We start from the raw sequence: 26,727 nt of genomic DNA, 5'->3' as shown, positions 1-26,727 counted from the left end.
AATATATAAGGTGTGAAGTGTGACGGTCCTGTTGGGTTTTGGCAGGGCCGTTTTTTTGTGGTATAAGTATCATGGATAAAGAAAAGCAGCAGGCGGATTTTGCCTGCTGTTTTTCTTTAGTACAGCTGTTCAGTATTCTCAAAGTTACTTTTTACAATACAAAACAAGGCTATATAACGATATAGTTCAGTTGCTGCTGGTAGCCATAACCTTCAGCCTGCCCATCACCTTCTCAACCGGCGGCAGTGCAATCAGAATTACCGTAAGGATTGCTTCCGGAAGGATATAGCTCAGGTTATACAGGGTAGAGGCCCAGATTGCAGCCATATTTCCTCCAAAATCTCCCACGTATGTAGTGTAGAAAATAAATCCGGAAATTTCATGGAACAGGAAACGTCCTGCCACGCCTACAAGATAACCCTTCAGAAGCCCATGCTTGGATTTGCTGAAGAAGCCGGAAAGGCCGAGCGCGCCGAAGGCAAGCGGGAAGTCCAGGAGCACCTGGGCGGGATGAACCACGTAAGGCCCGGTAATAAACTGCAGTACGCCGTAAGCCAGCGCAGCGATAATGCCTACCTTGGGGCCGTACCAATAGCCCACCAGGCATACGATTAACATGGAAAACAAAGTGATGGAACCGCCGTTGGGAAGGCTGGGCAGCTTGATAACGGTGGCGATGACGGTTGCCAGTGCAATGGCAACGCCAGAATAAACGACCTGCTTTACAGTGATAGAACTTTTACTCATAAAAAAACCTCCTTGGTATTAGTACGCAAAGAGGGGAAACAATGAAAGTAGGCGGCGATAATGACCATTACAGTTATATCGCGGACAATTACAATCATATGACGTTCCTTTGTAAAGGCAAATGTAGAAGGTATAAGCAGTTTTTTATTTGCTTTTACAAAGGTGCTTCCTTACGCCGGTATTACCCGGGTCAAGTGGTAAGGGTCAGAAACCATCGGTTTCAGTCTCAGCAATCGGCTCCCCTAGCGTGCATCTGTATTAAATTCTTTTTTACTATAAACTGGCAGTGCAGAAAAGTCAAGAGTGTATTTGGAAAAGTACAGAAACTTAAAAATGGATGAAAAGACATATAATTACAGAAAAAATGGTTGGCATAATAAAATATAAGAAATAAAGTAACCTAATGTTAAAAATTATCACTAGCCAGAACGATGTAAAGTAATTATACTATAGAAAAGTAGTAAATAATGAATGGCAGGGATATAAAAGATGATTGACAGGTTGTTTGCAGAACGATTAATTGATAAATTATCACAGTTTACCGAATATAATATCAATATTATGGACGAGGATGGGATTATCATAGCGAGCAGGTTGAAAGAAAGGGTTGGTACATTTCATGAGGTGGCATTTCAGCTTATGAAAGGGGACGAGGACAGCAGGGTCGTTACAAAAGAAGATTTGGACAAGGGTGTAAAATGCGGCGTTAATATGGTGGTTCATGTAAACAAAAGAAAAGAGGGAGTGGTTGGTCTCTCCGGAGATCCACGTGAGATTATGCCGGTTGCCAAGATTGTAAAAATGTCTGTTGAATTGATGCTTGAGTACGAGTCCTACAAGTTTGAAAGCCTGCGAAAATATAATTTAAAGGAACAGCTGGTACATCTTATCCTGTACAGTGATGATTTTGTTAGAGAGGATTTGACAAAATATATCATTGCATTGAATCTGGAAGAAGAGATGGTACGTGTTCCCATCTTGATAGAATGTAAGGATAGTGCGGTAAGTGGCGAAAAACTGAGGATGCTGTTGGAGGATAACAAATTCTTTTCAAGACAGGATTTTGTAGATATAACAAGAGAAGGTTTTCTGGTAATTTTTAAGTCTATTGACTGCCCAATCGGATATATTATGCAGGATTATAAGTATATGATTGCAGAGTATTTGGCGTCATTCCTGCAATATATAAGAAATGCAGATATTAGGTCCAGCATATATATAGGGCCGCTGCAAAATGATATTATGTATTACCGACAGGCTTATCTGTATTGTCTGTGGATGCAGAAGAATATAAGAAAATCAGGAAGTTTTTATTTTTATGATTATATTGTAAAATATTTGGAGTCAATGGCATCAATGACTGAATTTCATACGATTTTTCTTATGCTGAGACAGAAACTGGGACAGAAGTTTATTGATAACTATTTGGAGACAATAGGCGCTTTGATTGAGAATGAGTATAATTTAAATAAAGCCAGTGACTGGCTGCATGTGCATAAGAATACATTGGTGTACAGGCTGGATAAAATCAGGGAAATCCTGAATATGAATCCCCTTTCAAAAAATTCAGACAGAGAATTTATGGAATGTTTTTATTATTACTTATTAAGAAAATAGTGAAAGATGGAGTAAAGAACGAGTGATTTTCTTTACTCCATTTTTTTGTGTTGCTGACACAAAAAACAAATGAAATCTTTGGTGAAGGGGGACGAGAGAAAAGAAAATGACAAAGCTATAATTAAGACATACAAAAAAGCGGTGAGCAAATCTTTACCTTGCTTAAGTAGGGAAAGCAGAGGTGTTTAAACAGGGAATGGAAACAGCATATCGGGACGCTGAAATAATAATCCGGAAGGCAATTAAAGAGGTATTGCCTGATAAAGCGGTCCGTAGCGTATTAGGCAACAGAAAAAATATGGAGAATGTTTATGTTGTGGCGGTAGGAAAGGCAGCATGGAAAATGGCTCACACATGTCAGGAGATATTTGGGAGTCATATCCGAAAAGGAATTATACTGACGAAATATGGACATTCAAAACAGAATCTGGAGAACTTCGAAATTATTGAAGCAGGCCATCCGATACCGGACAATAATTCAATTTTGGGCACTCAGAAAATTATTGATATGGTAAAAGAATTAACAGAAAAAGATAATATTATTTTTCTTCTTTCCGGCGGCGGCTCTTCCCTGTTTGAAAAACCAGTACAGGGAATTACCTTGGAGGATGTTCAGAACGTTACACAGCAGTGCCTAAGATGCGGGGCCAGTATTACTGAAATTAATACAATAAGAAAAAGGCTGTCGGATGTAAAAGGTGGAAAATTTGCAGCATATTGTGCGCCGGCAAAAATATGTGCCATCGTATTATCTGATATCCTTGGAGATAAACTGGATATGATTGCTTCAGGACCTGCTTATGCGGATACCTCTACCTGTGAAGATGCATTCAGTATTATTGAAAAATATGGACTAAAGCTAGACAGTCATATTTTGTCAGCTTTAAAAAAGGAAACACCAAGATGTGTGGATAATGTGGAGACATATTTGACAGGCAGTGTCAGTGAGTTCTGCAAAGCAGCGGCTAAATATGCGAAGGAACTGGGATATAAGCCATATATTTTATCCAATACTCTGGATTGTGAGGCAAGAGAAGCGGGAAAATTCATTGCGTCTATAGCACACACAGTAATAGAAAAGAAAGATTACAGCCTGAAACCGCCATGTGCAATTATTGTGGGAGGAGAAACTATTGTAAAAGTTTTAGGTAAGGGTAAAGGCGGCAGAAATCAGGAAATTGCATTGAGTGCAGCTGTGGGAATCCGTGGACTGGATAATGTGGTAATTTTTGCAATCAGTTCCGATGGAACAGACGGGCCGACAGATGCTGCCGGAGGAATTGTGGATGGCAGGACAGCAGAAAAACTGGAGGCATTGGGGATAAGCTGTGAAGAAGTATTAAAAAATAATGATTCTTATCATGCACTTGATAAAATCGGAGGCTTAATCAAGACTGGAGCTACAGGAACTAATGTCAATGACATAGCAGTTATTTTGTGTAAATAAAGCGAGGTATTATATATGAAAGATTCAATTCATAAGTATTTTCAGATTGGAACTATCCAGTGGATGAGCCATCCTCCGGCAGAATATGAGCTGTTGGATTCTATTAAAACAATTTGCTGTGATGATTACTTTGATGCACTGGAAGTAACCCAGATAAAGGATGCTTTTGTTCGTGAAAAGGCTAAAGAGATGCTGGAACAGGCTCACATGAAGGTTTGCTATGGTGCACAGCCAAGGCTTTTGGGACCGGGGCTCAATCCTAATGATATTAATGAGGAAGGCAGGGAAAAAGCAGAACGGACTCTCCTGGAAGCAGTGGATGAAGCAGAATATCTGGGAGCGAAGGGAATAGCATTTTTGGCTGGAAAATGGGAAAAAGAAACCAGAGAAAAAGCGTATTTACAGTTAATTAAAACAACTGAAAATGTTTGTGAATATGCAGCTTCAAAAGGTATGTCTGTGGAACTGGAAGTATTTGATTATGATATGGATAAGGAAGCCTTAATAGGACCGGCTCCATATGCTGCAAGGTTTGCTGCGGATATGAGGAGCAGATGCAGCAATTTTGGATTAATTGTTGATTTGTCCCATTTTCCTACCACCTATGAAACCTCAAAGTTTGTAATTCGGACATTAAGACCTTATATTACGCACTTCCATATAGGCAATGCGGTAATAAAAAAGGGTTATGAGGCATATGGGGATCAGCATCCCCGGTTTGGATTCCCGGACAGTGCAAATGATACAGTTCAGCTGTTGGATTTTTTCAGGGTATTGAAGGAAGAAGGTTTTCTTGATGCAGCTAATCCATATGTCCTTTCTTTTGAAGTAAAGCCCTGGAAGGAAGAAGACGGAGATGTGGTACTTACCGGTACTAAAAGGGTAATTAATAGAGCCTGGGCTATTTTGGAAGATTAAATATTTTAGCTGCAAAAGCAATGGAGGGAATGAATATGAAAATAGTAATTTTGGATGGATATACAGAGAATCCCGGTGATTTAAGTTGGGAAGGGTTTGAAAAACTGGGAGAACTGACCGTATATGACAGGACAGCCAAAGAAGATGTTATTTCCCGTATAGGGGATGCAGAAGCTGTGATTGTCAATAAAACACCCTTAGATAGGAAAGTTTTTGAAGCTTGTCCACAGATTAGATATGTTGGAGTACTTGCTACAGGATATAACGTTGTGGATATAAAAGCGGCAAGAGAAAGGGGAATACCAGTATGTAACATTCCAACTTATGGTACGACGGCAGTAGCTCAAATGACTTTTGCATTGCTGCTGGAAATTTGTCATCATGTTACAGAACATTCGGACGCTGTAAAAAGAGGGGAATGGACAGAGAATGAGGATTGGTGTTTCTGGAAATATCCTTTAATCGAACTTGCAGATAAGACAATGGGAATTATAGGATTTGGACGGATCGGACAGGCTGTGGGTAAGTTGGCAAAAGCTTTTGGTATGCAGGTAATAGCATATGATGCCCATCAGAATGATTCAGGCAAGGCAATTGGCAAGTATGTATCACTTGATGAATTACTGAAAGAATCAGATGTAATTTCACTCAATTGTCCGTTGTTCCCGGAAACAGAGGGGATTATTAATGAGAAAAATATCAGCAAAATGAAAGACGGTGTTATTCTCATTAATACCAGCAGAGGAGCTTTAATCAAAGAAGAAGATCTGGCAAAGGCATTGAGAACAAAGAAAGTCTATGCCGCAGCGTGCGATGTTGTGTCCAGTGAACCGATTAGTCCGGATAATCCTCTGCTGGGCTGTTATAACAGTATATTAACGCCTCATATAGCATGGGCACCCAAGGAAAGCAGGCAAAGACTGATGGATGTTGCTGTTGCTGATTTAAAAGCCTTTGTTGAAGGAAAATGGATTAATGTAGTAAATTAACTGTTCTGATGCTGGGAGTCAATATGAAAATAAGGATACCTTATGGAAAAGGTTTTTTGGAAACAACAATCAGTGATAAGCGTATAGCGGGAATCATAACGAGTAATTTGGATCGTTATGAGACAGAGGAATCGGAAAATGAAATCATAAAAAAGGCAATGCAACATCCATATGGATGTTGCAGACTGGAAAAATTAGCAAAAGGTAAGAATAAAATTGTTATAATTGCCAGCGACCATACAAGGCCGGTTCCCAGCCGTTTGATTATTCCACTTATGCTTGAGGAAATAAAGAGAGGAAATCCGGATGCCGAGATTACCATACTTATTGCTACCGGATGCCATAGAGAAACAACTCGTAATGAATTGACAGAAAAATTTGGCAAGGAAATTGTAAACAAGATACCTATTGTGATTCATGATTGTGATGCCAGGGAACAGGTCTATTTGGGGAAGCTGCCGTCCGGCGGAGAATTGTTTATTAATAAAATGGCTGCAGAGGCAGATTTGCTGATTGCGGAAGGTTTTATTGAACCTCATTTTTTTGCAGGGTATTCAGGAGGACGAAAGAGTGTTCTTCCTGGGATTGCATCACGAAAAACTGTATATGCAAACCATTGTGCAGAATTTATTGCTGATCCCAAGGCTCAATATGGCATACTTGAAGGAAATCCCATTCATGAAGATATGATTTTTGCGGCTCGAAAAGCAGGGCTTGCCTATATTGTAAATGTGGTAATCAATTCAAGACACAAGGTAATAGGTGCGTTTGCAGGAGATGCGGAAGATGCACATTTGAAGGGAGTACAATTTCTGGAAGGGTTATGTAAAACCGATAAGATAATATCCCCAATTGTGATTACATCAAATAATGGTTTTCCTATGGATCAGAATATATATCAATCGGTAAAAGGAATGGCAACTGCCGAAAACTGCTGTGAAAAGGGCGGCGTCATAATTATGGCAGCAGAATGCAGGGAAGGATGCGGAGCAGAAGGATTTTACAAAACCTTCAGTCAAGAAAAGGATGCTGGAATAATACTGGAAAAAATTTTATCTACCGGAAGAAATAAGACAGAAGCAGATCAATGGCAATCACAGATATTTGCAAGAATTGTTCATAAATTTACAGTAATTCTGGTAAGCGCAGCGGAACCGGAGCTTGTCAGGCAAATGCATTTGATTCCTGCCGATAATTTAGAACATGCTTTGTCAATAGCAGATACCATACTTGGCAGAGAAAAGAAAATCACGATTATTCCGGAAGGACTTACCAGTATCATCAGAGTCTGAGAGTTCCTGTTACTAATAAACAGGATAGAGCTTTTAAGGGTATCAAAACGTTTCAAGAAAACGATAAGATAATAATTTAGAGAAGAAGGGAGGGCAGAAAAAGTAACTGGGTTTTTATTTATAATTAATTTGGGAGGATTACAAAAATGAACAGATGGAAGAAAAAAATAGCAATTTTGTTAACAGTAGCAATGACAGCAGGAGTGATGGCAGCTTGTGGAAGCAGCAATGAAACACCAGCACAGCCGGCAGCAGAAAGTACGCCGCAGGCAGCAGCAACAACGGCGGGAGAAGAAAATCAGGAAAATAAAGGTTCAGATGGTTTATATGAGCTGGATTTTTACGCGTGGTCCAATCCGGATAATATTAAGCCGCTGATAGAAAATTTCAATTCGGACTATGCCGGAAAATATAACCTGGTTTATCAGAAGCTTGCGGATGCCATGACTCTTACGATTAATACCGCTTTGGCTTCAGGAGAAAAAATTGATGTTATGACGCAGGCCAGCCATACCGATTTAAGACAGAGAGCGGATGATGGAGTTTACATGGGACTGAAACAGTTTTTTGATAAAGAAGGATGGGACTACGCAGATAAACTGGGAACCGCAATTGAAGAAACACAGAATATCAACGGTGATTATTATTCAATTCCTTACTGCAATAATATTAATATGGTGTTCTTTAACAAGAATATGTTTGATGAAGCCGGACTTGAATATCCTCAGTCAGGATGGACCTGGGAAGATTTCAGGGAAACTGCCATTAAATTAACAAGCGGCAGCGGTGCGGATAAGGTATATGGAGCAATGATTGATACAGCAGGCAGCAGCGGCTCCGATAATTACTGGGATTTGATAGCAAGGCAGAAATTAGGTAACAACGCATATTACAACGATGATTTTACAGCTTCAACTTTCGGAAGTGACGAGATGAGGGAAAGTCTGCAGTTCTTTGTGGACATGACGTTTAAGGATCAGTGTATTGTCCCTGTGGAAGAGATTACTGCGTTACAGTATAATAGCGACCCTGTGGGTATGGCAGGACTTTATAATGGAAAATATGCGATGTGGATTGCGCCGGTTTATGGATGTCTTTACCTGAAATCAAGCTATGGTGAGATTCCGGAGGGGACGGATATCGGTATGGTGGATATGCCTACTCCGGACGGTGGACAAACAATCACCACCTGTTATTCTTCAACAGCAAGTATACCGGCTAACGTAGAAAATCCGGAAGCAGCCTGGGAACTTTTAAAGTATATCTGTATTGACAGACCTGACCTGTTTGCCGGTCCCAAAGCGATGCATCCGGCTGTTGAATTTGATAATGAAGAAGATGAACGTGCATTCAATGAAATTATTTTTAAAGAAAAGCCTGGCCTTGATTATGATATGGCAATGGACACAATGATGAAGGATCGTACTCTTGTAAGTAAGGACTGTACTATTAAACAGGGTTATGTGGCAATACAGGAGGGTATGGAAAATATTATGTCTCTTGTGTTCAGTGGTGAAATGGGAGTTGAAGAAGCTCTGAATGAACTTCAGAAGAGCGTGGATGCCGCAATTACAGCTGATTTAGCAAAATAATAACTGATTAATACATAATAATTATGACGATGGCGGGTTATTCCGCATGCTGGTATACTCCTTCTGAAATATTTGATGAACGGAGGAGTATACCGCTTAAAAAAGCCATCTGTCTGATAGGAAGTGATTATGATTTCTGGTTCAAGATTGAAAGGAAAAACAAAATCAGGAACAATGAAACTCCAGACAAAAGAAAATCTGGCAGGCTATTCGTTTCTGGCGCTAAACTTCATAGGATACATTGCATTCAAATTGATACCGCTGGTTCTGGCACTCGGATTAAGCGTAACAAAATGGAATTTTGCATCCGGTTTTAAAAATATGGAATTTGTAGGTCTTGATAATTATGCCAGATTGCTACACGATGATGTGTTTATCCGTTCCCTTATTAACACATTAATTTATGGTGTTGTGCTTGTGCCGGTTGCTATTTTTCTGGCATTGGTATTTGCGGTCATCCTGAATGAATACGTATTTGGCAAAGGGATTTTAAGGTTGGCTTTTTATCTGCCTAACGTATCTTCCATGGTAGCGGTGTCAGTGGTCTGGATGATTTTATTTCTTCCGTCTTACGGCCCGATTAATCAGGTGCTGATGACACTGGGAATTGATAATCCGCCGCGGTGGTTAAACGCTACGAGTACCTCTTTGCTGTCAATTATAATTGTAGGTATCTGGCAGCGTATCGGTTATAATATTATTGTAGTACTTGCCGGACTTCAGGGTATTTCCAAGTCCTTGTATGAGTCGGCGGAAATTGATGGTGCAAACGGTATTCAGAAATTTTTCTATATAACAATTCCTTCCCTGAGCAATACAATGTTCTTTCTGACGATGATATCTTTCATCAGTTCATTCCAGGTGTTTACCCCGGTACAGGTAATGACAAAAGGCGGACCGGGCAATTCATCATCAGTACTGGTATATTATATTTATAAAAATGCATTCCAGTATAATGAAATAGGATATGCAACGGCTATGGCATGGGTATTGTTTTTCCTGGTATTTATTTTTACAATCGGCAGGATGATATTTACAAGAAAAAATGAAGGATAATAAGGGGGGATTAGATTGAGTTACAGTAAGAAAAAACTGATAGTTAAAATTATATTTACCATAATTATGGGTATCATATCGGTTGCGATGCTGCTGCCCTTTGCCTGGATGCTTTCGGCTTCCTTCAAACCTGATAATACCATTTTTGCCTTTCCTATTGACTGGATCCCGGATAATTTTACATGGAGTAACTATAACAGAGTATGGAATTCCGATGTGCCTTTTTCCACCTTTTTTGGTAATTCTGTAAAGGTAACATTATTATCAGTTGCAGGTGAGGTGTTTACAAGTTCTTTGGCAGCATATGCATTTGCCAAGATTAAATTCAAAGGAAGAGACGTAATTTTCCTAATTTATCTGTCCACACTTGCATTTCCGGCACAGATGATGCTGATACCGAGATTTACCCTGTTTCGGACGATTGGTCTTTACAATACACACTGGGCGTTGATTCTTCCCGGCATGTTTACTGCATTCGGAACATTTATGCTCAGACAGTTTTTCATGTCGATACCGGAAGAGTTGAGTGAATCTGCAAAGATTGACGGTGCGAATCATTTTACAATTTTTTCTAAAATTATATTACCGCTTGCAGTGCCTGCATTCAGTGCATTGATTATTTTTCAGTTTGTATCATCCTGGAATGAATATGAGTCAGCGTTGGTATATATCAGAAGTAAAGAACTCGCCACAATTCCTTTGGGATTGAATTTTTTCAAAGATGAAAATGCATCCAGTTATGGAGCAATTATGGCAGCATCTGTTTGTTCGTTGATTCCTATATTCGCCGTTTTCCTCGTATTTCAGAAACAATTTGTTGCAGGGATTGCCACATCTGGAATGAAAGAATAATGGATAAGACGAATATTCAGCTGGAATAGCATAGTTAAATGCCCATCAGAGGGAGGAGAAAAAGCATTATGGGAGAAAGCAGAAAACAAAGTATCTGTTATTTTGATGTTGAGGGATGTGCAGTTTATGGTAAAAACAAACTGGAAACTGCCATAAAGGAAGCAGGATATCAGGTTGAGGTTTTAAATCATTTTACAGAAAAAAAAGATTTGGATGGTTTTGTTCTTGTCGTAGGAAGTGTAGAGGACCAGCGTGTAGAAGTTCTTTTGAAAAGCACAGGAACAAAGCCTGTGAGAGAGCCTCAAAGCACGATTCGGAAATGGTGTAAAACTGTGGATGGAAACATACTTCTGCTTTCCGGTTCGGATCAGGTGGGACTTATGTACACTCTTTTAGAAATGGCGGAGCAGGTACGGACAGAAGGGGTGGATGCGCTTATTAACGCGGAGGATCAGACAGAGATTCCGGAGAATGAAGTCAGGTGTATGGATCGATATCTTCTGGGACATTTGGATAATGAGTGGTTTTTGTCAGAAGAATTTTGGCGTTATTATCTTGAAAGACTGGCCCAGGCAAGATTTAACCGTTTCTGTTTGATTCTGGGATTTGACACAGCTTATATGTCTCCTCCCTATCCCTTTTTTACAGAAGTAGAGGAATTTCCTCAAATAAGGATGAAGGAATTCGGTTCGGAACAAAGAGAGCAGAATTTGAATATGCTCCGTAAAATTATTTCTCTATGTCATGAGTATGGAATCCAGTTTGTTTTGGCAACCTGGCAGCAGAGACCCTGGACGACAGAACAGGATGAACTGGTATCAGGTCTGCCGGAAGATGAGAATATGCTCAGTGAATATTGCTATTGCGGTATGAAGGCTTTGTTAAAAGCAGTTCCGGATATTGATATTGTACAGTTCAGAGTGAATCATGAGTCAGGGGTGGGAACACAGGTATCTGCGGAAGCCTTCTGGAATCACTGTGCGGATGCGGTTGCCGATGCAGGAAATGAGCTTGGAAAGACATTTACACTTGATTTGCGGGCAAAAGGGCTGACGGAAACGATGGTCAGGCATGCATTTGCAAGAGGACTGAAGGTAGAAGTGCCTACAAAGTACTGGTGTGAACATGCAGCCTTGCCATATCATCTTTCTACAATGCGAAGCGAAGAGCTGGCACAGCTTGATAATTTTAATCATTCACGAAGATATTCTTATGCGGACATGCTGAAAAAGCCCCGGTATTATAATGTGATTTTCAGATTATGGAACTATGGGTCAACCAATCTGTTTTTATGGGGAGATGCAGATTATGCAAGACGTTTTTCCAAGAGCTGCAGTCTGTCCCAGGCTGCCGGATTTCAAGTAAATGCACCTTTATCTCTGAAGTATGGACATGAATTATCACATAAGGAAGCATGGAATACTTTTGCAGATGAGTCATTACGTTCCGGTAAATGGGAAGATGAAAGGTTCTGGATGTGGTATACGATGTTTGGACGGCTGGGCTACCGAACAGATACACATGAAAAGGTATGGCTGAGGGAATTTGATTCCCATTTTGGAAAAGGGAGAGGAAAGATTCTGGAGCAGGCGCTTGCAGAGGCCAGCAAGATTATTCCGATGATTACAACAGTACATATGCCGGTTCATCCGTCACTGCGTTATTGGACTGAGATGAGCACAGGCTTTGCATTGTTCGATGAAAATAATTTATATTCTCCGCAGAAGTATGATTTTCAGAGCGGGATCACTTACGGTTCTACAGAACCCAGTGATCATGGAATGTTTTACGGTATAGAAGAGTATGTAAAGGATTGTGTGAATGGAACAATGGCTGGTAAATATACACCTGTGCAGTATGCGGGATGGCTTCAGACATTAGCTGACGGTGTAGAGGAAAAAATCAGCCAGGCGCAGGCTGTACCGGAAAAAGGAGATAATGCGGAATATAAGGCCTTGCTGGTTGATCTCCGTATGCTTTGTGATATGGCAAGATATCACGCATATAAAATCAGAGCAGCGTTAGAACTGGCCTGGTGGAAACATAATAAAGATACAGCACATTTAAAAGCATGTGAAACTCTATTCAGGAGAGCTCTGAGATATTGGGAACTTCTTTCAGAAAAAGGGGATAAGGCTTACTATCATGATTTGGATTTCAGTTCCGCGGGTTCCAAAACACGACGTGGTACCTGGAGGGATTTGAAAAAAGAACTTGAGGCGGATTTGAATACAATAGAAAAATTATTGGACGGGGCCTCTGTAACTGATACCTTGTATAAAAAGGAAAAAGAAGAAAAAGAATTATGTTTGTCTTCAGAGTTTCCGGCAGAGGTAAAAGCCGGCAGTGATATCAGAATCAGAGTCAGCAAAACTGGTGTTGGAATATGGCCGGATACCCCGGTCCTTCATTACAGACATGTTAATCAGACAGAAGGATTGTTTCATACTTTGGTAATGACAGAAACAGGGGAAGGATATGAAGCAGTAATTCCGGGTGAATATGTGACAGCAGACTGGGATCTGATGGTATACATCACTGTTCAGAAGAGAAATGGTATTTGCAGTATGTATCCTGGAATCTACAATCCGGTATATCCTTATCCTTATCATGTAATTACAGTAGATGATTGATGTATATGATATGAGAATTAAATTATAAACGCAGCAGAACATAAAGGTAGGATTTGTAATGGAAAAAAGATATATAAAGGAAGAAAAACAGACTCCTGTAAATTACTTATGCGATACGATTGTAGCGGGAGGAGGTACAGCAGGCATCGTGGCAGCAATTGCTGCCGCGAGAAACGGAGCCAAAACGATATTAATAGATAGATATGGCTTTGTGGGCGGAACCATGATCAATGGCGCGGGCCCGCTGCATAGTTTTTTTAACCTGTATAAAGCGTTTCCCGGTGTGGAAAAGGTACAGGTGGTCAGAGGAATTCCTGATGAAATAATAGAACGAATGAAACAAAAAGGAGGATCGCCCGGACATCTGGAACAGGAAAAGGGCGGCAGCTATGATTCGGTAATTACTTTAATTGATTGGGAAATATTCAAGGAAGTAGCATTTGAGATGTTGGAGGAATGCGGTGTCACGGTGCTTCTTCATACGATGGTTGCAGATGTAATTAAGGATGAGGATCGGATTACCGGTGTTATTATCGAAGGAAAATCCGGAAGAGAAGCCATATTGGCAGAAAATGTGATTGATACAACCGGTGATGGGGATATTGCAGCAATGGCGGGTGCTCCATTTGTAAAGAGACATGATACAACATCTGTCGGTATGCCTTTTGGAATGATGAATGTAGATATGCCGAAACTTCTGCATTTCCTGGAAGAAAATGATATGGTCAACCAGTTAATCCGGGCGGACAAGGGCAGTGAAACGGATGATGTAATACGTCTTGGCTTCGAATTGAAAAAGATACCCATTTTCAAGGAATACATGGAAAAAAGCGGTATGTGGGGGCCTCTGGGATTTTCATTATATGAAGGAAACTATGGTTATATTAATGCCGCTAACCTGAGAGCTGTGGATGCAACAAATACTGAGGAATTAAGTAATGCGGAAATTAAGCTGCGTCGCCAGATTATGACGTTATCCAGGATGCTTCGGGAACATGTACCGGGATTTGAAAAGGCCTATGTGAGCTGGACGCCGGTGGGGGTTGGTGTAAGGCTGACAAGGGTTATAGAGTGTGAGCATGATATGTCACTTGATGAGATTGTGAACGGAAAGAGATTTCCGGATGAAGTAATGCTGTATGGATTCCATGACTGCGCGCCGCGTATCATGATTAAGGACGGCAAATATTATGGAATCCCTTATCGGGCACTTCTGCCTAAAAAAGTGGAAGGTCTGCTTGTGGCTGGCCGTATGATTACCAGTGAATGGGATGCACATATGTCAACAAGAAATACGGTATCCTGTATGGCTCAGGGACAGGCTGTAGGGACTGCGGCAGCACTTTGCGCAAAACAGGGATGTCTGCCAAGACAGCTTGATGTCGATAAGCTGCGGGAAGTTTTGAAGGAGCAGAATGTCTTTTTAGATTAGGAAAAGGGGAGCAGGACTATGGAATATGTACTTCAATCGGAAAGAAAATTTCCTGCGGGCAAGTACGATGTTATCATCTGCGGGGGTGGAACGAGCGGCGTATTTGCGGCAATAGCGGCAGCCCGAAAAGGGGTAAAAACAGCACTTGTTGAAAGTAAAGGGTATGTGGGCGGAATTGCAGCAGAGGGAGGCTGCGGACTTCATAGCTTCTATAATTTATGGAAGGCGTTTCCTGGAACTGAAAAGAGAAAAGTCGTAAGAGGGCTGCCGGAAGAAATGATTAATAGACTGACGGCGCTGCATGGAGCATCCGGACATAATGAAACTTTAATGAATTACGGTTATGATTCAGATACACTTTGTGTGGATGTGGAAGTGTACAAATATGTAGCAATGCAGATGCTCCATGAAGAAGGTGTTGATATCTATGTCAATACTATGGTGGCGGAGGTATTGACGGAAGGCAGCAGAATTACCGGGGTGGTTATTGTTAATCATCAGGGCAGCCAGGTATTGCTTACCAAAATGGTTATTGATTCTACCGGATATGGAGATGTGTGTGCCAGAGCAGGTGCGGACTATACAGAACCCAATGATTATGCAGTCGCAAACAGCATGGGTATTGGGGGCATAGATATTGATAAGTATTATCAGTTCCTGAAGAAGAATGATGCTTTAAAAGAATATGCACTTGGACCACGAAGCGGCCGGGATGGGCAGATTATACGTGTTGACGGTAACTGGAATAAGCTTGATTCTAATTTTGGGAAAAAAGCAGCCGAGCTTGGAATGCATACTGTGACAACAACTTTACATGATAATTATTTTATGTTTATTAAGCTAAACTATCATATGCCGGTAAGCCCGACAGATGTAAAAGAGCTATCCGCAGCCGAGTTTGAATTGCGAAGAAGGCAGTTTGAAGCGTTAAAACTTCTGAAAGAGGTCATTCCGGGGAGCGAGAATGCATTTATTGCGAGAACAAGTCCGGCAGTCACTATCAGAAGAGCAAGATGTATATCATGCGATTATGATATCTCCAACGAGGAAGTGATTAACGGCGTACATTTCAGTGATGACGTATTTTCTTATGGTTTTCATGATGAAGCGCCGCATTTCCAGGTGAAAAATGGTGAAACCTACGGTTTCCCGTACCGTGCAATGCTGGTTAAGAATATGGAAAATCTGTTTGCTGTTGGTATGATGGTTACTTCTGATCACCATGCACATATGTCAACAAGAAATACAGTCTCCTGTATGGCTCAGGGGCAGGCCGCCGGAACGGCTGCGGCACTGTGTGTTAAGCTGAAAAAGGATAACGTCAGAGATTTACCTTATAAGGAACTGTATGCAACTCTTAAAGCTGATAATGTGTGGTTTGATCAGGATCGGCAATAAGAACTTATTCAATTAAATAATAAATTAAATGTGCTGTTTAGCATGTGGATAGGAGTAATTATGAGAGTAAAAGCAGCAGAAGCAATCGTTCAGATTATGGTAAAAGAAGGAATTACAGATGCTTTTGGAATACCGGGAGCAGGTATTAATCCGGTGTATAAATATTTAGAAAACGCACCTATTGCTCATTATGGGATGAGACATGAGGAGGCTTGTACTCATGCAGCAGATGCATATTTCAGAGCCAGCCACAAAATTGCACTTGCGATCTGTACTGCAGGCCCCGGAGCCACCAACTTTGTTACAGGTTTATATACAGCCAATATTGATTCCATTCCGCTTCTGGCAATTGTAGGACAGGCCAATACATGGCAGTTGAGTCAGGATCCGTTCCAGTGTGTTGATATGGTAAGCATTGCTGATACTGTTACAAAGAAGGTGTTCCGTCCTATGAAAGCCGAAGAAATACCGGAAATGATGAGAGAAGCTTTTTATCTGATGAGAGAAGGAAAGCCCGGCCCGGTACTGATAGACTTCCCGCTGGATGTGCAGATGGGGGAATTGGAATTTGATATAGAGTCCTACGAACCTAAAGAAATTAATAAAGTAATGCCGGATCCTGAAAAAATTGAAAAAGCGATAGAGATGCTTTCGGAGGCTGAAAATCCGCTTATCATCATGGGCGGTGGTGTACGTCTTGCAGAAGCAGAAGAAGCATTGATTCGTTTTGCGGAAGAATATCAGATTCCTGTGATCACAACCTATATGGCTAAAGGCGGAATTCCTGAAAATCATCCGCTAAATGCCGGTCATGCGGGAATTCAGGTCGGACAGCCAATCGGTAATAAATATCTGCTTGATTCAGATATTGTATTGGGTATCGGATGCCGTTTTTCCGACAGGCATACAGGTGATCTGAAGGTATACCGCGGAGACAGAAAATTTATACATATTGATATCTGTGAATCCCAGATAGGAAAGGTATTCGAACCGGATCTTGGTATTGTATCAGATGCCGCTGAAGCGATTAAGCTGATGGAAGAGACTGCGAAGGCAAAGAAGCTTAAGAACTTTTCCAATGAACGTGTGGCTGTTCTTCCGGTATTACGCGAGGAGATGGCAAGAAAGACGGATTATGACAATGTTCCAATTATGCCGCACAGAGTATTCCATGAAGTAAACAGAGCCTTTGATGAAAATACCATGTTTACCACAGGATGCGGAATTGTCCAGATTTGGTCGGGGCAGCTGCAGAAAATAGATAAACCTGGTAAATATTTACCCTCTGGAGGCGCCGGCACACTTGGTTTTGAAATTCCTGCCGCGTTCGGGGCGAAGGTAGCCCATCCGGAAAACTATGCAGTTACAGTTCTTGGTGATTTTGGATTTACCTTTATGGGAGAGGAAATTGCAGTAACAACGGTTTTTGATAAACCTATTATTGTTGTTATTGTAAATAACGCTAATCTGGGGCTAATCCGTCAGAATCAGAAGGGAGCTTATGGTTTTGAGTATGCGGTTGGTATGCCCTATAACCAGGATGGTACGATCGATTATATCAAGGTGGCGGAAGGCTTTGGATGTATGGGCGAGCGTGTTTTTACCCCTGAAGAATTACAGGAAGCCCTTGAAAGAGCAAAAGCTGCGGGTAAAACTTATGTGATTGATGCAATTTGTGTAAAAGAACAGCTGTGTGATATGGGAAATTCCATTGCAGCAATTAAATCCTGGGCATAATTGCAGGAATAGACGGTAAATAGTCAGAGGCAGACGGTATAATATCCGTCTGCCTCAAATTTGTATTTTATAACCAAATTGTTTGACCTGTTTTGTTTTTCAAAAACTAATCGTTATAATTAGAAAATGTTATCATACATAAATAACAATAGGGAAAAACAGCGGAAGAATTTGGAGAATACAATGATAGATGCATTACTGGCCAAAAAATTTATTGAAAGAATCACCCAGTACACGGAGTACAATGTCAATATTATGGACGAAAAGGGGATTATTATCGCCAGTAAAAACACTTCCAGAATCGGCACGTTCCACGAGGTGGCGCTGCAGATCATCCAGGGGGATAAGGACACTATCATAGTGGATAATGAGAATACCCAGTTCGGTGTAAAAAAGGGCGTCAACATGGCCATTTATTATAAGAAGCGGAAGGAAGGAGTCATCGGAATCACCGGGGATCCGGACGAGGTCATGCCGATTGCATTGGTTATCAAGATGTCGGTGGAGGTCATGCTGGAGCATGAGCTGTTTAAATATGAGAAAATGCAGCGTCGGAATCTGAAGGAGCAGCTTTTAAATATCATTCTTTATAATGAGGATTTGCAGAGGGAGGACTGGGAGCGTTTTATGGAGCCTCTGCAGCTGAAGGAGGATATCATCAGGATGCCGGTGCTGATAAGCATACAGGGCGGCAGGGATCTGAGGGAAAATGTTCTGAGCGCTTTCCGAAACGGCAGGGAGCATTCCTCCCAGGATTTGATCTGCCTGACCAGGGACGGGGACATCCTTTTATATAAAGCCCTGAATCACCCGCTGCCGGAGCTGATGAAAAATTATAAATATGTGGTAGGGGAAGCCATTGGCGACGGATTGCGGTATATGAGGAGCGCGGGATGCTCCTTTACCGTTTATGTAGGCTCCTTCCAAAGTGATTTTATGAATTACCGTATGGGCTATGGGCATTGCAGATGGCTGAAAAAGAATATGGGAAAGGGCGGCAGCTTCTATTTTTATGATCACTGCAATATGTACTTCATGTCGGTTCTTCCGCTGACGGAGCTGCAGGTGGCCTACTATGCCATTGAAAAAAATTTCGGGGACAAGTTTGTGGACAGCTTTAAGGAAATTATGGAAGCGCTGCGCATGGCCAATTTTAATCTCAACGATGCAAGCAAGCTTCTGCATGTACATAAAAACACCCTGATTTACCGGCTGGATAAGATACGGGAGACCCTGAATGTGGATCCGCTGGGCAATAACAACGACAGGGAATTTGTAAACGGTTTTTATTACTATTTAAAAAGAAAAGAACAGATATACCAGGTCTGAAGCATAGCCGTTCAAGCTTTGGGTATGCGGCGGCCGGGTCCCAAAAGATGCCTTTGATTTTTGTATTTCAAAAACAAAAATCAAAGGCATCTTTGTTTGCGTAAACATGGGAAAAGCTCCCTTCCCTTTCTATAATGTAGATACAATCTCAGCAAGAGATAAAAAACAAACGGGAGGGAATTCAATGAAAAATTACAAAAAGATTCTTGCGATGATTCTTGGCACGGTGATGACGGTATCCATGCTGGCAGGCTGCGGCGGCAGCGATAGCAGCCAGACACAGGCGCCTGCGGAAACAGTAAAGGAAACCGCAGCGGATGCGGCGGAAAGCACCGCGCAGACAGCAGAGGCGGAGGCCGGAACACAGAGCGCCGAGGCAAATACCGAATTCAGCGGCACGCTGAAATTGTATGGCCCCGGACTTTTCACAACAGTTGGGGAGGAAGGAAGCACGGATATCGTTACCGGTATTTCCAAGCCCGGCTATAATGTGGTGATTGACAGATGGAAGGAGCTGTATCCTAATGTGGAGCTGCAGATAGAAACCATTCCCTGGGACAACTGGAAGGCTGCCTGCCAGACGGCGGCCCTGTCGGGAGATGTTGATATCATTCTGCACGGAGCATCCATTGTACCGATTTGTGAACCTCTGACCGCGTATCTGGAAAAGGATCCGCAGGTAAAGGATGCGGTGGGCATGATGGCCATGAGGAAAAATTCCGAGATCGCGCCTCTTTCCGAATATGTGCCTTACGGCCTTACCGTGAATGTCAATCCGGTTATGGTAGTGATTGATAAGGAAATCCTGGAGCATTACGGACAGGCAATCCCGGATTATGAAAACTGGACCATGCAGGACATCATGGACATTGCCAAGGCTACCACAGGGACCGATCCGGTAACCGGGAAACAGACCTACGGCATGAGCATGATCGCTGCGGCAAGCGCGAATAAGAATTATATCTGGGCGTCCAGGGCTGTGAACAATGATATTTATGAGTGGGGCGACAGCCTGAAAAATACAAAGGTTAACTTTGTGAATGACAAGACAAAGGAAGTGTTCAATTATCTGACAGAGCTTTCCTCTTATGCAAGCCCGGACTACATTGAAGGGCTGGATATGGCCAACGCCTATACACAGGACAACAACCTGGCTATGTTCATTATCGAGGATGTTTACAGCGCTTACAACACAATTAAGGCAGCCGGACTGGAGGATAAATATATGCTGGCAGCCCTGCCCAAGATTGAAGACGGCGATTTTAAGGGAATCACCTCCAGCCATATGGGCGACTGGAACATGGCAATCTGCAATACCAGCACGCAGAAGGACCTGGCCTGGGAATTCATGAAATTCATGGTAATGGACGATGTGGTACAGCAGTGGATTCTGGATACCTATTGTATCCCTGCCAATAAAGAGGCAAGCGGCAAGCTGGGCGAGTATATGCCTGCGGATTATGCGGATCCCATTTCCTATGTTGTAAGCACCAGCCCGCTGGAATTCAGCGCTTCTGCAAACAACTGCTATGACAGCAGCAACTTCGGCACCTTTGCCAATGACCTGACAACCGTGCTGAATGAAATGTTCCAGGGCAACATGGATGCGGACGCTGCCATGGAATACGTAAAGAAAAATCTTGACGATTATATGAGCACATTAAATTAAACCAAGTTAAGGCTATCTGGTCAGGAACCGGAAAAGCATCTGCTTTTCTGGTTCCGCTTATCATAAAAGGAGTTTGTTCAATGAAAGACAGACAGGCGTTGAAATTAAAGATAAAAAAGCAGCTTGTGTGGTATTCCTTTATATTCGTCAGCATCATTACCCTGATCGTGCTGACCTACATACCGATGCTGACTGCCATCAAGTACAGCTTTCATGACATCCAGGTCCTTGGCTTCGGCGAGGATAAATTCATAGGCTTCCAGAATTACGAGAAGATCATGCATAACTCTTCCTTTGTAAAATCCATAGGGAATACCTTCCTGCTCGCCCTTATGAGCCTGGTTTCCATCCCTGTCGGATTCATCCTGGCCACGCTCATTAACAATGTGGGGAAATGCAAATGGCAGAGCTTTTTCAGGGTGGGGTATTATTTCCCCAATATCATTACGGGCGTCAGCGTAGTGCTGATTTTCCAGGTGGTGCTGAAGGCAAACGGCGGGCTTTTAAACAACGCGCTTTCCATTGTGACGGGGCATGAGGTGGCCATCGGCTGGCTCTCGGATTCCCATTATTCCAGGTTCGGCGCAACAATCCTGAGTGTATGGGGAAACATCGGTTATTCCATGCTGATTAATCTGGCAAGCCTGCAGTCCATTCCCAGTGAAATCTATGAAGCGGCGGAGGTGGACGGCGCAAATGCCTTGAAACAGTGGTGGTACATTACCATCCCTCAGATGACCTCCTGCTTCGCCTTCCTTTTTATCACCTCCATTATCAACGGACTGGCCAGGTTCTCGGATCTGTTCATCATCGGCGGCAATACCTCGGCAGGACGTCCCGGCGGCACGCTTCAGACGATTCTGATGTATATTTACCAGTTCAGCTTTGAAAGCCCTCAGTACGGCATCGCCTCTGCGGGAGCCATGATACTGTTTGTCCTGACGTTTGTAATCACGTTAATCAATCTGAAAATGACAGGATTCTTTAAAAAGAAAGAAGCCTGAAAGGAGCATCTATGAAGCGTAAGAAAATTAGGAGAGTTATATTAATCACTGTACTGCTGCTTTTGCTGGTGGTGATTCTGATTCCGCTTGTATGGTGTATCGTTCTTTCTTTTGACAGAAAAGCATTGTCCACCCTGCCGGAATTTTCGCTGCTGCCTCATGAGTTTTCTCTGTTTAACTATGAGGTGGCCTTCAATACCATACCGCTTGTAAGATATTATATAAATACGATTTTTGTTACCGTGGTACATACCTTCCTTGCCGTATTTTTTGCCCTGATGTGCGGTTATGCGTTTGCCAAGGGAAAATTTGTGGGAAAGCAGTTCTGGTTCATTTTCATGCTGGCGGTTATGATGATTCCCTTTGAATCCAGGATGGTGCCTCTGTATCTGCAGTACAAGAGCTGGGGGCTTCTGGATACTTATGCGCCGCTGCTTATGGGAGCCTGCGCTTATGTATACGGCATCTTTTTTGCAAGACAGAATATTGAGGCAATCCCGGATTCCCTGAGAGAATCCGCATATATTGACGGGGCCAGCGAGTGGAGGATTTTCCTTCAGATCATTATTCCGCTTTCCAAGCCGCTCATTGCAACCCTTTCCATCCTGCAGATACTGAGCAACTGGAACAGCTATCTGTGGCCTCTGGTCGTGATCAGAAGCTCCGAAAAGCAGCTGATATCCGTAGGCGTTTCCGTTTTCAACGCCCAGCAGGACTCCATTTATTACGGCCCCAGAATGGCGGTTGCCGTAATCAGCGCCATTCCGCTGAGCATCATGTTCCTCTTCCTGCAGAAGTATATTGTGCAGAGCGTGGCGGTAAGCGGTATTAAACAGTAAAGGAAAACAGCAATGGAAAAGCAATGGTGGCAGGATGCCTTAAGAGTGATTCAGTACAATCTGCAAATACAGGACACGGATAGAATGGTTCCTGAGGAAATCGCGGCGAAGGCCTGCGAGGCGGGGGCCAATGCCGTGGTAATAAATGCCGGGGGAATCTACGCCTGGTACCGCAGCAGGATCCCCTTTCATCATATCAATGAATATCTTCCTGCCAAAGGAAATCTTCTGGAGGATCTGATCCACTGCTGCCATGCGCTGGGGATTAAGGTTATCGGCAGGTTTGACTTCAGTAAAACCGATGATGTGGTTTATCTGCAGCATCCGGAATGGTTTGTGAAGGACAGTGAGGGAAAACCCGTATGCTACGGAAGCGGCCGTATGGGCAGCTGGTCGCTGCTGATGTCAACCTGCATTAACGGCGGATACAGAAATGAAGCGTTTGCCGTGAAGGTGATGGAGGAGGCCTTGGATTGCCTGGAGATAGACGGTATTTTCTATAACGCGCCCCATATGGAGGAGTGTTACTGCGAGAACTGCCGGAGAAAGTACCGCAGCCTGTATGCAAAGGAGCTTCCTGAAAATAAGAAGGATTGGGAGCCGGACTGGCAGACGCAGTGCCTTAAGGACAATATGAAACTGCTGTACCGCATCGTAAAGGAACGCAGAAAAGAGGTTCCGGTCATTCTTTACTATGGCACCTACCGCGAGGATGGTACGGGGCTGCCGGAGAATCTGGATCTGCGGTATGAAACGGCGGATATGGTATGCACGGAGGCGCAGGACATTCTTTCCGCGGGAAAGAAGAGGCTTCCTTTTTCCTGGAAGCCTACGCTGAACATGAAGCTGGGACAATATGCGGGGGAGGCGCCCAGGCCCTTTGGGATCATCCATTCCTGCCCCGGTATGGACTGGAGGCATACGGGGCTTCCGGCGGCGGAATATGAATTCTGGCTGAGCCAGATTCCAGCGGCCAACGGACAGCTGTGGCATTCGCTCACCGGCTTTGATGCGGTGATTACCGACAAAAGGCTGCTTCGGGTGATGAAAAAAGTGACCCGCAGGGCGGCGCTTTCCGACAGCCTGATGCAGGAGGCGGTATCTGCGGCCCGGACCCTTCTTCTATGGAATGCGGGCGTCAGTGAGCTGGGCTTTACCCAGGGGCTGATGGACTGCCATATTCCTTTTGATATCATGGATATCTGGCATATGGATTTGGACCGGATGAAGACCTATAAAACAGTCATACTTCCCGGAGGCTTTCCCACGGACAGCGCTGTGACGGATATTCTGGGAAAATACGTGGAAGCGGGCGGAAGCCTTTATGCGGAAAAGACAGATGCCGCAATTACGCAGGCGCTTGCCGGGCTTTTGGGAATCCGGCCGGAAGCATGCACGGGGCATGACATATCGGCTGCCTACGGCGTTTTGGAACCGGAGGGTGAAGCGTTGAATCAGGCGCTTATGGAAACGAAGTATATTCCTGTGAAAGGGGAGCTTCTTTATGTGTCGGCAGAAAAAGAAGCGGTGAAGCTGATGACATTCATCCCACCCTTTGCACCGCCGGACGGCGTGGGGGCGCCGCCGGAACGCGCCGGCCTGCCGGTAACCCATACCGGGATCCCGCTGCTGCTGGAAAACAGAGTGGGAAAAGGCAGGGTACTTACCGGATTTTTTGAACTGTCCCGTCTGATGCTGGAGATTGGGTTAGAGGATCAGAAACAGCTTTTTGGGAACTGCATTTCCTATCTGAACGGTGAGGAGACGGAATTTGACGGGGCTTTGCTGCCGGAAGGGATTTTTGCCTATCCTTACCGGGCAGGGGAGAAATTCCTTGTGCATCTGGTAAACGGCGTGGGCAGCCGTCCGCTGAAGAATACTGTGGAATGCCATCATCTGGAGTTTGCAGTCAGGGGCTGGAAGGAGGAGAAGGTATCCCGTGTTTTTTCCGCACTGGAGGGCGCGCCTGTTTCCTGGGAGGAAAGTGGCGGCTGGATCCGGATACGATTGGAAAGCCTTCTTGTTTGGGATATAATTGTAATGGAGTAAAGGAACCATAACAGTTCCTTATCGGGACTGTTACAGCGGCTCCGTCAGTGCTGCGCATTTGCGGGGCTGACCACAGGAAAAACGGGGAGTGCAGCGGATTTATTTATAGGACAGGAAAAAACGAGGGGGACAGGAGCAGATGAGCTGGTGGACAGAAAAAAGATTCAGGATGATACAAAACAATCTCCGGGATATTGATGCGGGGATGGATGTGGAAGCGTATGTGGAAACGCTGAAGGAGTTTGGGGCCAATGTCTGCATGGTGGGATGCGGAGGCATTACCGCATTTCATCCCACAAGGCTGGAATGTCAGAAAACCAGCCCCTATCTGAAAGACGATTTCTTTGGAAACCTTCTGCGCCGGTGCCATGAAAACGGCATCCGGGTGATAGCCAGGTTTGATTTCAGCAAAACGCATATCCAGTTTCTTACAACCCATCCGGAATGGTTCAGCAAGTCCATACAGGGTGAGCCGGTGCTTTACAATGATACGGCGGCGGCCTGTGTCAACGGGCCCTATCAGCAGGAGTGCTCCCTGCAGATTCTGGAAGAGGTGATCAGCAATTATCCGGTGGACGGGGTATTTTTCAATATGTTCGGTTACCAGACGAGGGACTACAGCGGCCGGTACGTAGGCATCTGCCAGTGTGAGAGCTGCCGGAAGCGTTTTGCGCTCTACAGCGGCGGCATGGAGCTGCCCACGCAGGAGAACGAGGAAGATCCTGTATATCGGAAATACCAGGAATTCAGGAAGTTTACCACGCAGGATCTGCTGGAGAAAATCTACAGGAAAGTAAAGGAGCTGAATCCGGAAACCGCCGTATGCACCTACAGCAGCAGGTATGTGGATCTGGTGAGGAGCGAGTCCAATTCTGCCGTGGATCGGCCGCTTCCCTTCTGGGCAATGGAAAGCGAAAGCAACGTTTCTTTTGTGCAGGAAACCTTTAACAACAGATTTTCAAGCAACTGCGTGATCAATGCCGTGGATATTTTTTACCGCTTCATGGGAGTCTCACCGTATCTGAATGAGCTTCGGCTTTACGGGGACATGGCGGCCGGGGGAAACCTGGACTGGTGCATCATCGGGGGTTTTGAAACCTATCCTGATAAAATGAATTTTGAGGGAACCAAAAGGGTATTCCGTTTCCATAAAAAATATGAGGACATTTTCAGCCGCCTGCAGCCCTGCGGGGAAATTCTTCTGGTAAATCCTGCGGGGGACGGGGAGGATGCCAGGAAGGAATATCTGGGCATCTATAAAATGCTGAAGGAAGCGCACCTTCCCTTTGAAGTAATGGACGGCAGGGAAACGGAGCTTCTGGCGGAAAAAGCGGATGCTTACCGCGTGATCATCCTGCCAGGAATAAAGGAGCTGCCGATAAAGGCTGCGCAGGCGCTGGAAAAAAGCGGCACTGTCATCATTGGGACCGGGCTTGCGCTGGAAAAGGACGGGACGCTTCTTACGAAGCTGTTTTCCGTAACGCTGAAAGAAAAGCTGGAGCCGGTGCGGGGCAGCTACATGCTCACCGAACCGAAAAGCGTTTTCCGGCATTTCGGAGAACGGGACTGGGTATATCTGGATAAGGAATACCGCTATATGGAACCGGAAGAAGGAAACCGAAATTATATGCCGTTGATTTCAGCCAGCATGTATGGGCCGCCGGAGCGCTGCTTCGGCCATGAGGTGACGGAGCAGAGCTGTGTTTCCATAAGGGAAGGCAAGTCCGTTTATTTTCCATGGATGCCGGGACAGCTCTATTATTCCCAGGGATATGAGGATTTTAAAAATTTGTTCCTGGATGTGCTCTGGAAGGACGGCCTGCAAAGGGAACCGGGGCAGGGAGGACTGATAAGCGTGGAGGCGCCGTCCTGTGCGGAGGTGCTTTTCCACCGCTGCGGGGAGGATAAATACCTGCTGCAGATTTTAAATTACTCCGGATTTAACGGCACTACCTTTTCTGAACCCCTGCCTTTGGAGGCGAGTTTTACCTTCCCCGGGCTGGAGGTGAAGAAGGCTCAGTGCCTGGAGGCGGACGGCAAAAGAAAAATTGCCTGTGACGGTAAACTGAAGGTTCCTGTAAAGGGATTGTATAAGGCGGTACTGATTACTGCAAAGGAGAGGTGAGA

20 protein-coding genes and 1 riboswitch are annotated in these 26,727 nt (G+C 43.9%); of the genes, 18 read left to right on the top strand and 2 right to left on the bottom strand.

Features of this window, described 5'->3' with window-relative positions:
• Positions 1 to 186 precede the first annotated feature (186 nt).
• Entirely contained in the window at positions 187 to 747 is a 561-nt protein-coding gene (locus DXC51_RS06145) for an energy-coupled thiamine transporter ThiT (protein ID WP_021638280.1), read from the bottom strand.
• A gap of 150 nt (positions 748 to 897) precedes the next feature.
• Positions 898 to 1,001: riboswitch (TPP riboswitch) on the bottom strand.
• Positions 1,002 to 1,236: 235 nt separating this feature from the next.
• On the opposite strand from DXC51_RS06145, the gene DXC51_RS06140 reads away from it, so the two are divergent.
• The 7 genes from DXC51_RS06140 (at position 1,237) to DXC51_RS06110 (ending at position 9,658) form a co-directional block, all read left to right on the top strand.
• Positions 1,237 to 2,364, top strand: coding sequence for a CdaR family transcriptional regulator (locus DXC51_RS06140; RefSeq protein WP_021638281.1), 1,128 nt, complete (start codon positions 1,237 to 1,239; stop codon positions 2,362 to 2,364).
• Between the two features lie 196 nt (positions 2,365 to 2,560).
• A complete protein-coding gene (locus DXC51_RS06135) occupies positions 2,561 to 3,811 on the top strand; it encodes a glycerate kinase type-2 family protein (RefSeq protein WP_021638282.1) in 1,251 nt (416 codons plus the stop codon).
• A 15-nt stretch (positions 3,812 to 3,826) separates the two neighbouring features.
• On the top strand, positions 3,827 to 4,729 hold the full coding sequence (locus tag DXC51_RS06130; RefSeq protein ID WP_021638283.1) for a sugar phosphate isomerase/epimerase family protein: 903 nt from the start codon (positions 3,827 to 3,829) through the stop codon (positions 4,727 to 4,729).
• A gap of 35 nt (positions 4,730 to 4,764) precedes the next feature.
• Complete coding sequence (locus DXC51_RS06125) at positions 4,765 to 5,718, top strand: D-2-hydroxyacid dehydrogenase (RefSeq protein WP_035323007.1); 954 nt, start codon at positions 4,765 to 4,767, stop codon at positions 5,716 to 5,718.
• 23 nt (positions 5,719 to 5,741) lie between these two features.
• Positions 5,742 to 7,010, top strand: a complete 1,269-nt coding sequence (gene larA / locus DXC51_RS06120; protein ID WP_035323089.1) for a nickel-dependent lactate racemase — start codon at positions 5,742 to 5,744, stop codon at positions 7,008 to 7,010.
• A 146-nt stretch (positions 7,011 to 7,156) separates the two neighbouring features.
• Complete coding sequence (locus tag DXC51_RS06115) at positions 7,157 to 8,602, top strand: ABC transporter substrate-binding protein (protein ID WP_117544112.1); 1,446 nt, start codon at positions 7,157 to 7,159, stop codon at positions 8,600 to 8,602.
• Positions 8,603 to 8,731: 129 nt separating this feature from the next.
• On the top strand, positions 8,732 to 9,658 hold the full coding sequence (locus tag DXC51_RS06110; RefSeq protein WP_035323008.1) for a carbohydrate ABC transporter permease: 927 nt from the start codon (positions 8,732 to 8,734) through the stop codon (positions 9,656 to 9,658).
• 20 nt (positions 9,659 to 9,678) lie between these two features.
• On the opposite strand, the gene DXC51_RS30250 is transcribed toward DXC51_RS06110, so the two are convergent.
• Positions 9,679 to 9,801, bottom strand: a complete 123-nt coding sequence (locus DXC51_RS30250; RefSeq protein ID WP_278336968.1) for a hypothetical protein — start codon at positions 9,799 to 9,801, stop codon at positions 9,679 to 9,681.
• Positions 9,802 to 9,952: 151 nt separating this feature from the next.
• Between DXC51_RS30250 and DXC51_RS06105 the strand changes: the two genes are divergently transcribed.
• The 11 genes from DXC51_RS06105 to DXC51_RS06055 all read left to right on the top strand — a co-directional run bounded on the left by DXC51_RS06105 (position 9,953) and on the right by DXC51_RS06055 (position 26,725).
• Positions 9,953 to 10,510, top strand: a complete 558-nt coding sequence (locus DXC51_RS06105) for a carbohydrate ABC transporter permease (RefSeq protein ID WP_243003139.1) — start codon at positions 9,953 to 9,955, stop codon at positions 10,508 to 10,510.
• Positions 10,511 to 10,578: 68 nt separating this feature from the next.
• Positions 10,579 to 13,143 (top strand): hypothetical protein, encoded by a 2,565-nt coding sequence (locus tag DXC51_RS06100; RefSeq protein ID WP_035323009.1) that lies wholly within the window; start codon positions 10,579 to 10,581, stop codon positions 13,141 to 13,143.
• A 58-nt stretch (positions 13,144 to 13,201) separates the two neighbouring features.
• Positions 13,202 to 14,575 (top strand): FAD-dependent oxidoreductase, encoded by a 1,374-nt coding sequence (locus DXC51_RS06095; protein WP_021638290.1) that lies wholly within the window; start codon positions 13,202 to 13,204, stop codon positions 14,573 to 14,575.
• An 18-nt stretch (positions 14,576 to 14,593) separates the two neighbouring features.
• Complete coding sequence (locus DXC51_RS06090; RefSeq protein ID WP_117544111.1) at positions 14,594 to 15,973, top strand: FAD-dependent oxidoreductase; 1,380 nt, start codon at positions 14,594 to 14,596, stop codon at positions 15,971 to 15,973.
• 60 nt (positions 15,974 to 16,033) lie between these two features.
• Entirely contained in the window at positions 16,034 to 17,710 is a 1,677-nt protein-coding gene (locus DXC51_RS06085) for a thiamine pyrophosphate-dependent enzyme (RefSeq protein ID WP_117544110.1), read from the top strand.
• A gap of 183 nt (positions 17,711 to 17,893) precedes the next feature.
• The gene (locus DXC51_RS06080) at positions 17,894 to 19,039 is read left to right on the top strand and encodes a CdaR family transcriptional regulator (RefSeq protein WP_025488851.1); all 1,146 of its coding nucleotides are present in this window, start codon (positions 17,894 to 17,896) and stop codon (positions 19,037 to 19,039) included.
• Positions 19,040 to 19,223: 184 nt separating this feature from the next.
• Positions 19,224 to 20,708, top strand: a complete 1,485-nt coding sequence (locus tag DXC51_RS06075) for an ABC transporter substrate-binding protein (protein WP_117544109.1) — start codon at positions 19,224 to 19,226, stop codon at positions 20,706 to 20,708.
• An 80-nt stretch (positions 20,709 to 20,788) separates the two neighbouring features.
• Positions 20,789 to 21,712, top strand: coding sequence for a carbohydrate ABC transporter permease (locus DXC51_RS06070; RefSeq protein ID WP_102287853.1), 924 nt, complete (start codon positions 20,789 to 20,791; stop codon positions 21,710 to 21,712).
• Between the two features lie 11 nt (positions 21,713 to 21,723).
• Entirely contained in the window at positions 21,724 to 22,551 is an 828-nt protein-coding gene (locus DXC51_RS06065; protein ID WP_117544108.1) for a carbohydrate ABC transporter permease, read from the top strand.
• 12 nt (positions 22,552 to 22,563) lie between these two features.
• The gene (locus tag DXC51_RS06060) at positions 22,564 to 24,600 is read left to right on the top strand and encodes an alpha-amylase family protein (protein WP_117544107.1); all 2,037 of its coding nucleotides are present in this window, start codon (positions 22,564 to 22,566) and stop codon (positions 24,598 to 24,600) included.
• 139 nt (positions 24,601 to 24,739) lie between these two features.
• On the top strand, positions 24,740 to 26,725 hold the full coding sequence (locus tag DXC51_RS06055; RefSeq protein WP_117544106.1) for a family 10 glycosylhydrolase: 1,986 nt from the start codon (positions 24,740 to 24,742) through the stop codon (positions 26,723 to 26,725).
• Positions 26,726 to 26,727 lie beyond the last annotated feature (2 nt).

This window comes from Eisenbergiella massiliensis, assembly GCF_003435485.1.
Note: the sequence above shows the minus strand (reverse complement) of the source record. Positions and strands in the feature narration are given on the sequence as shown.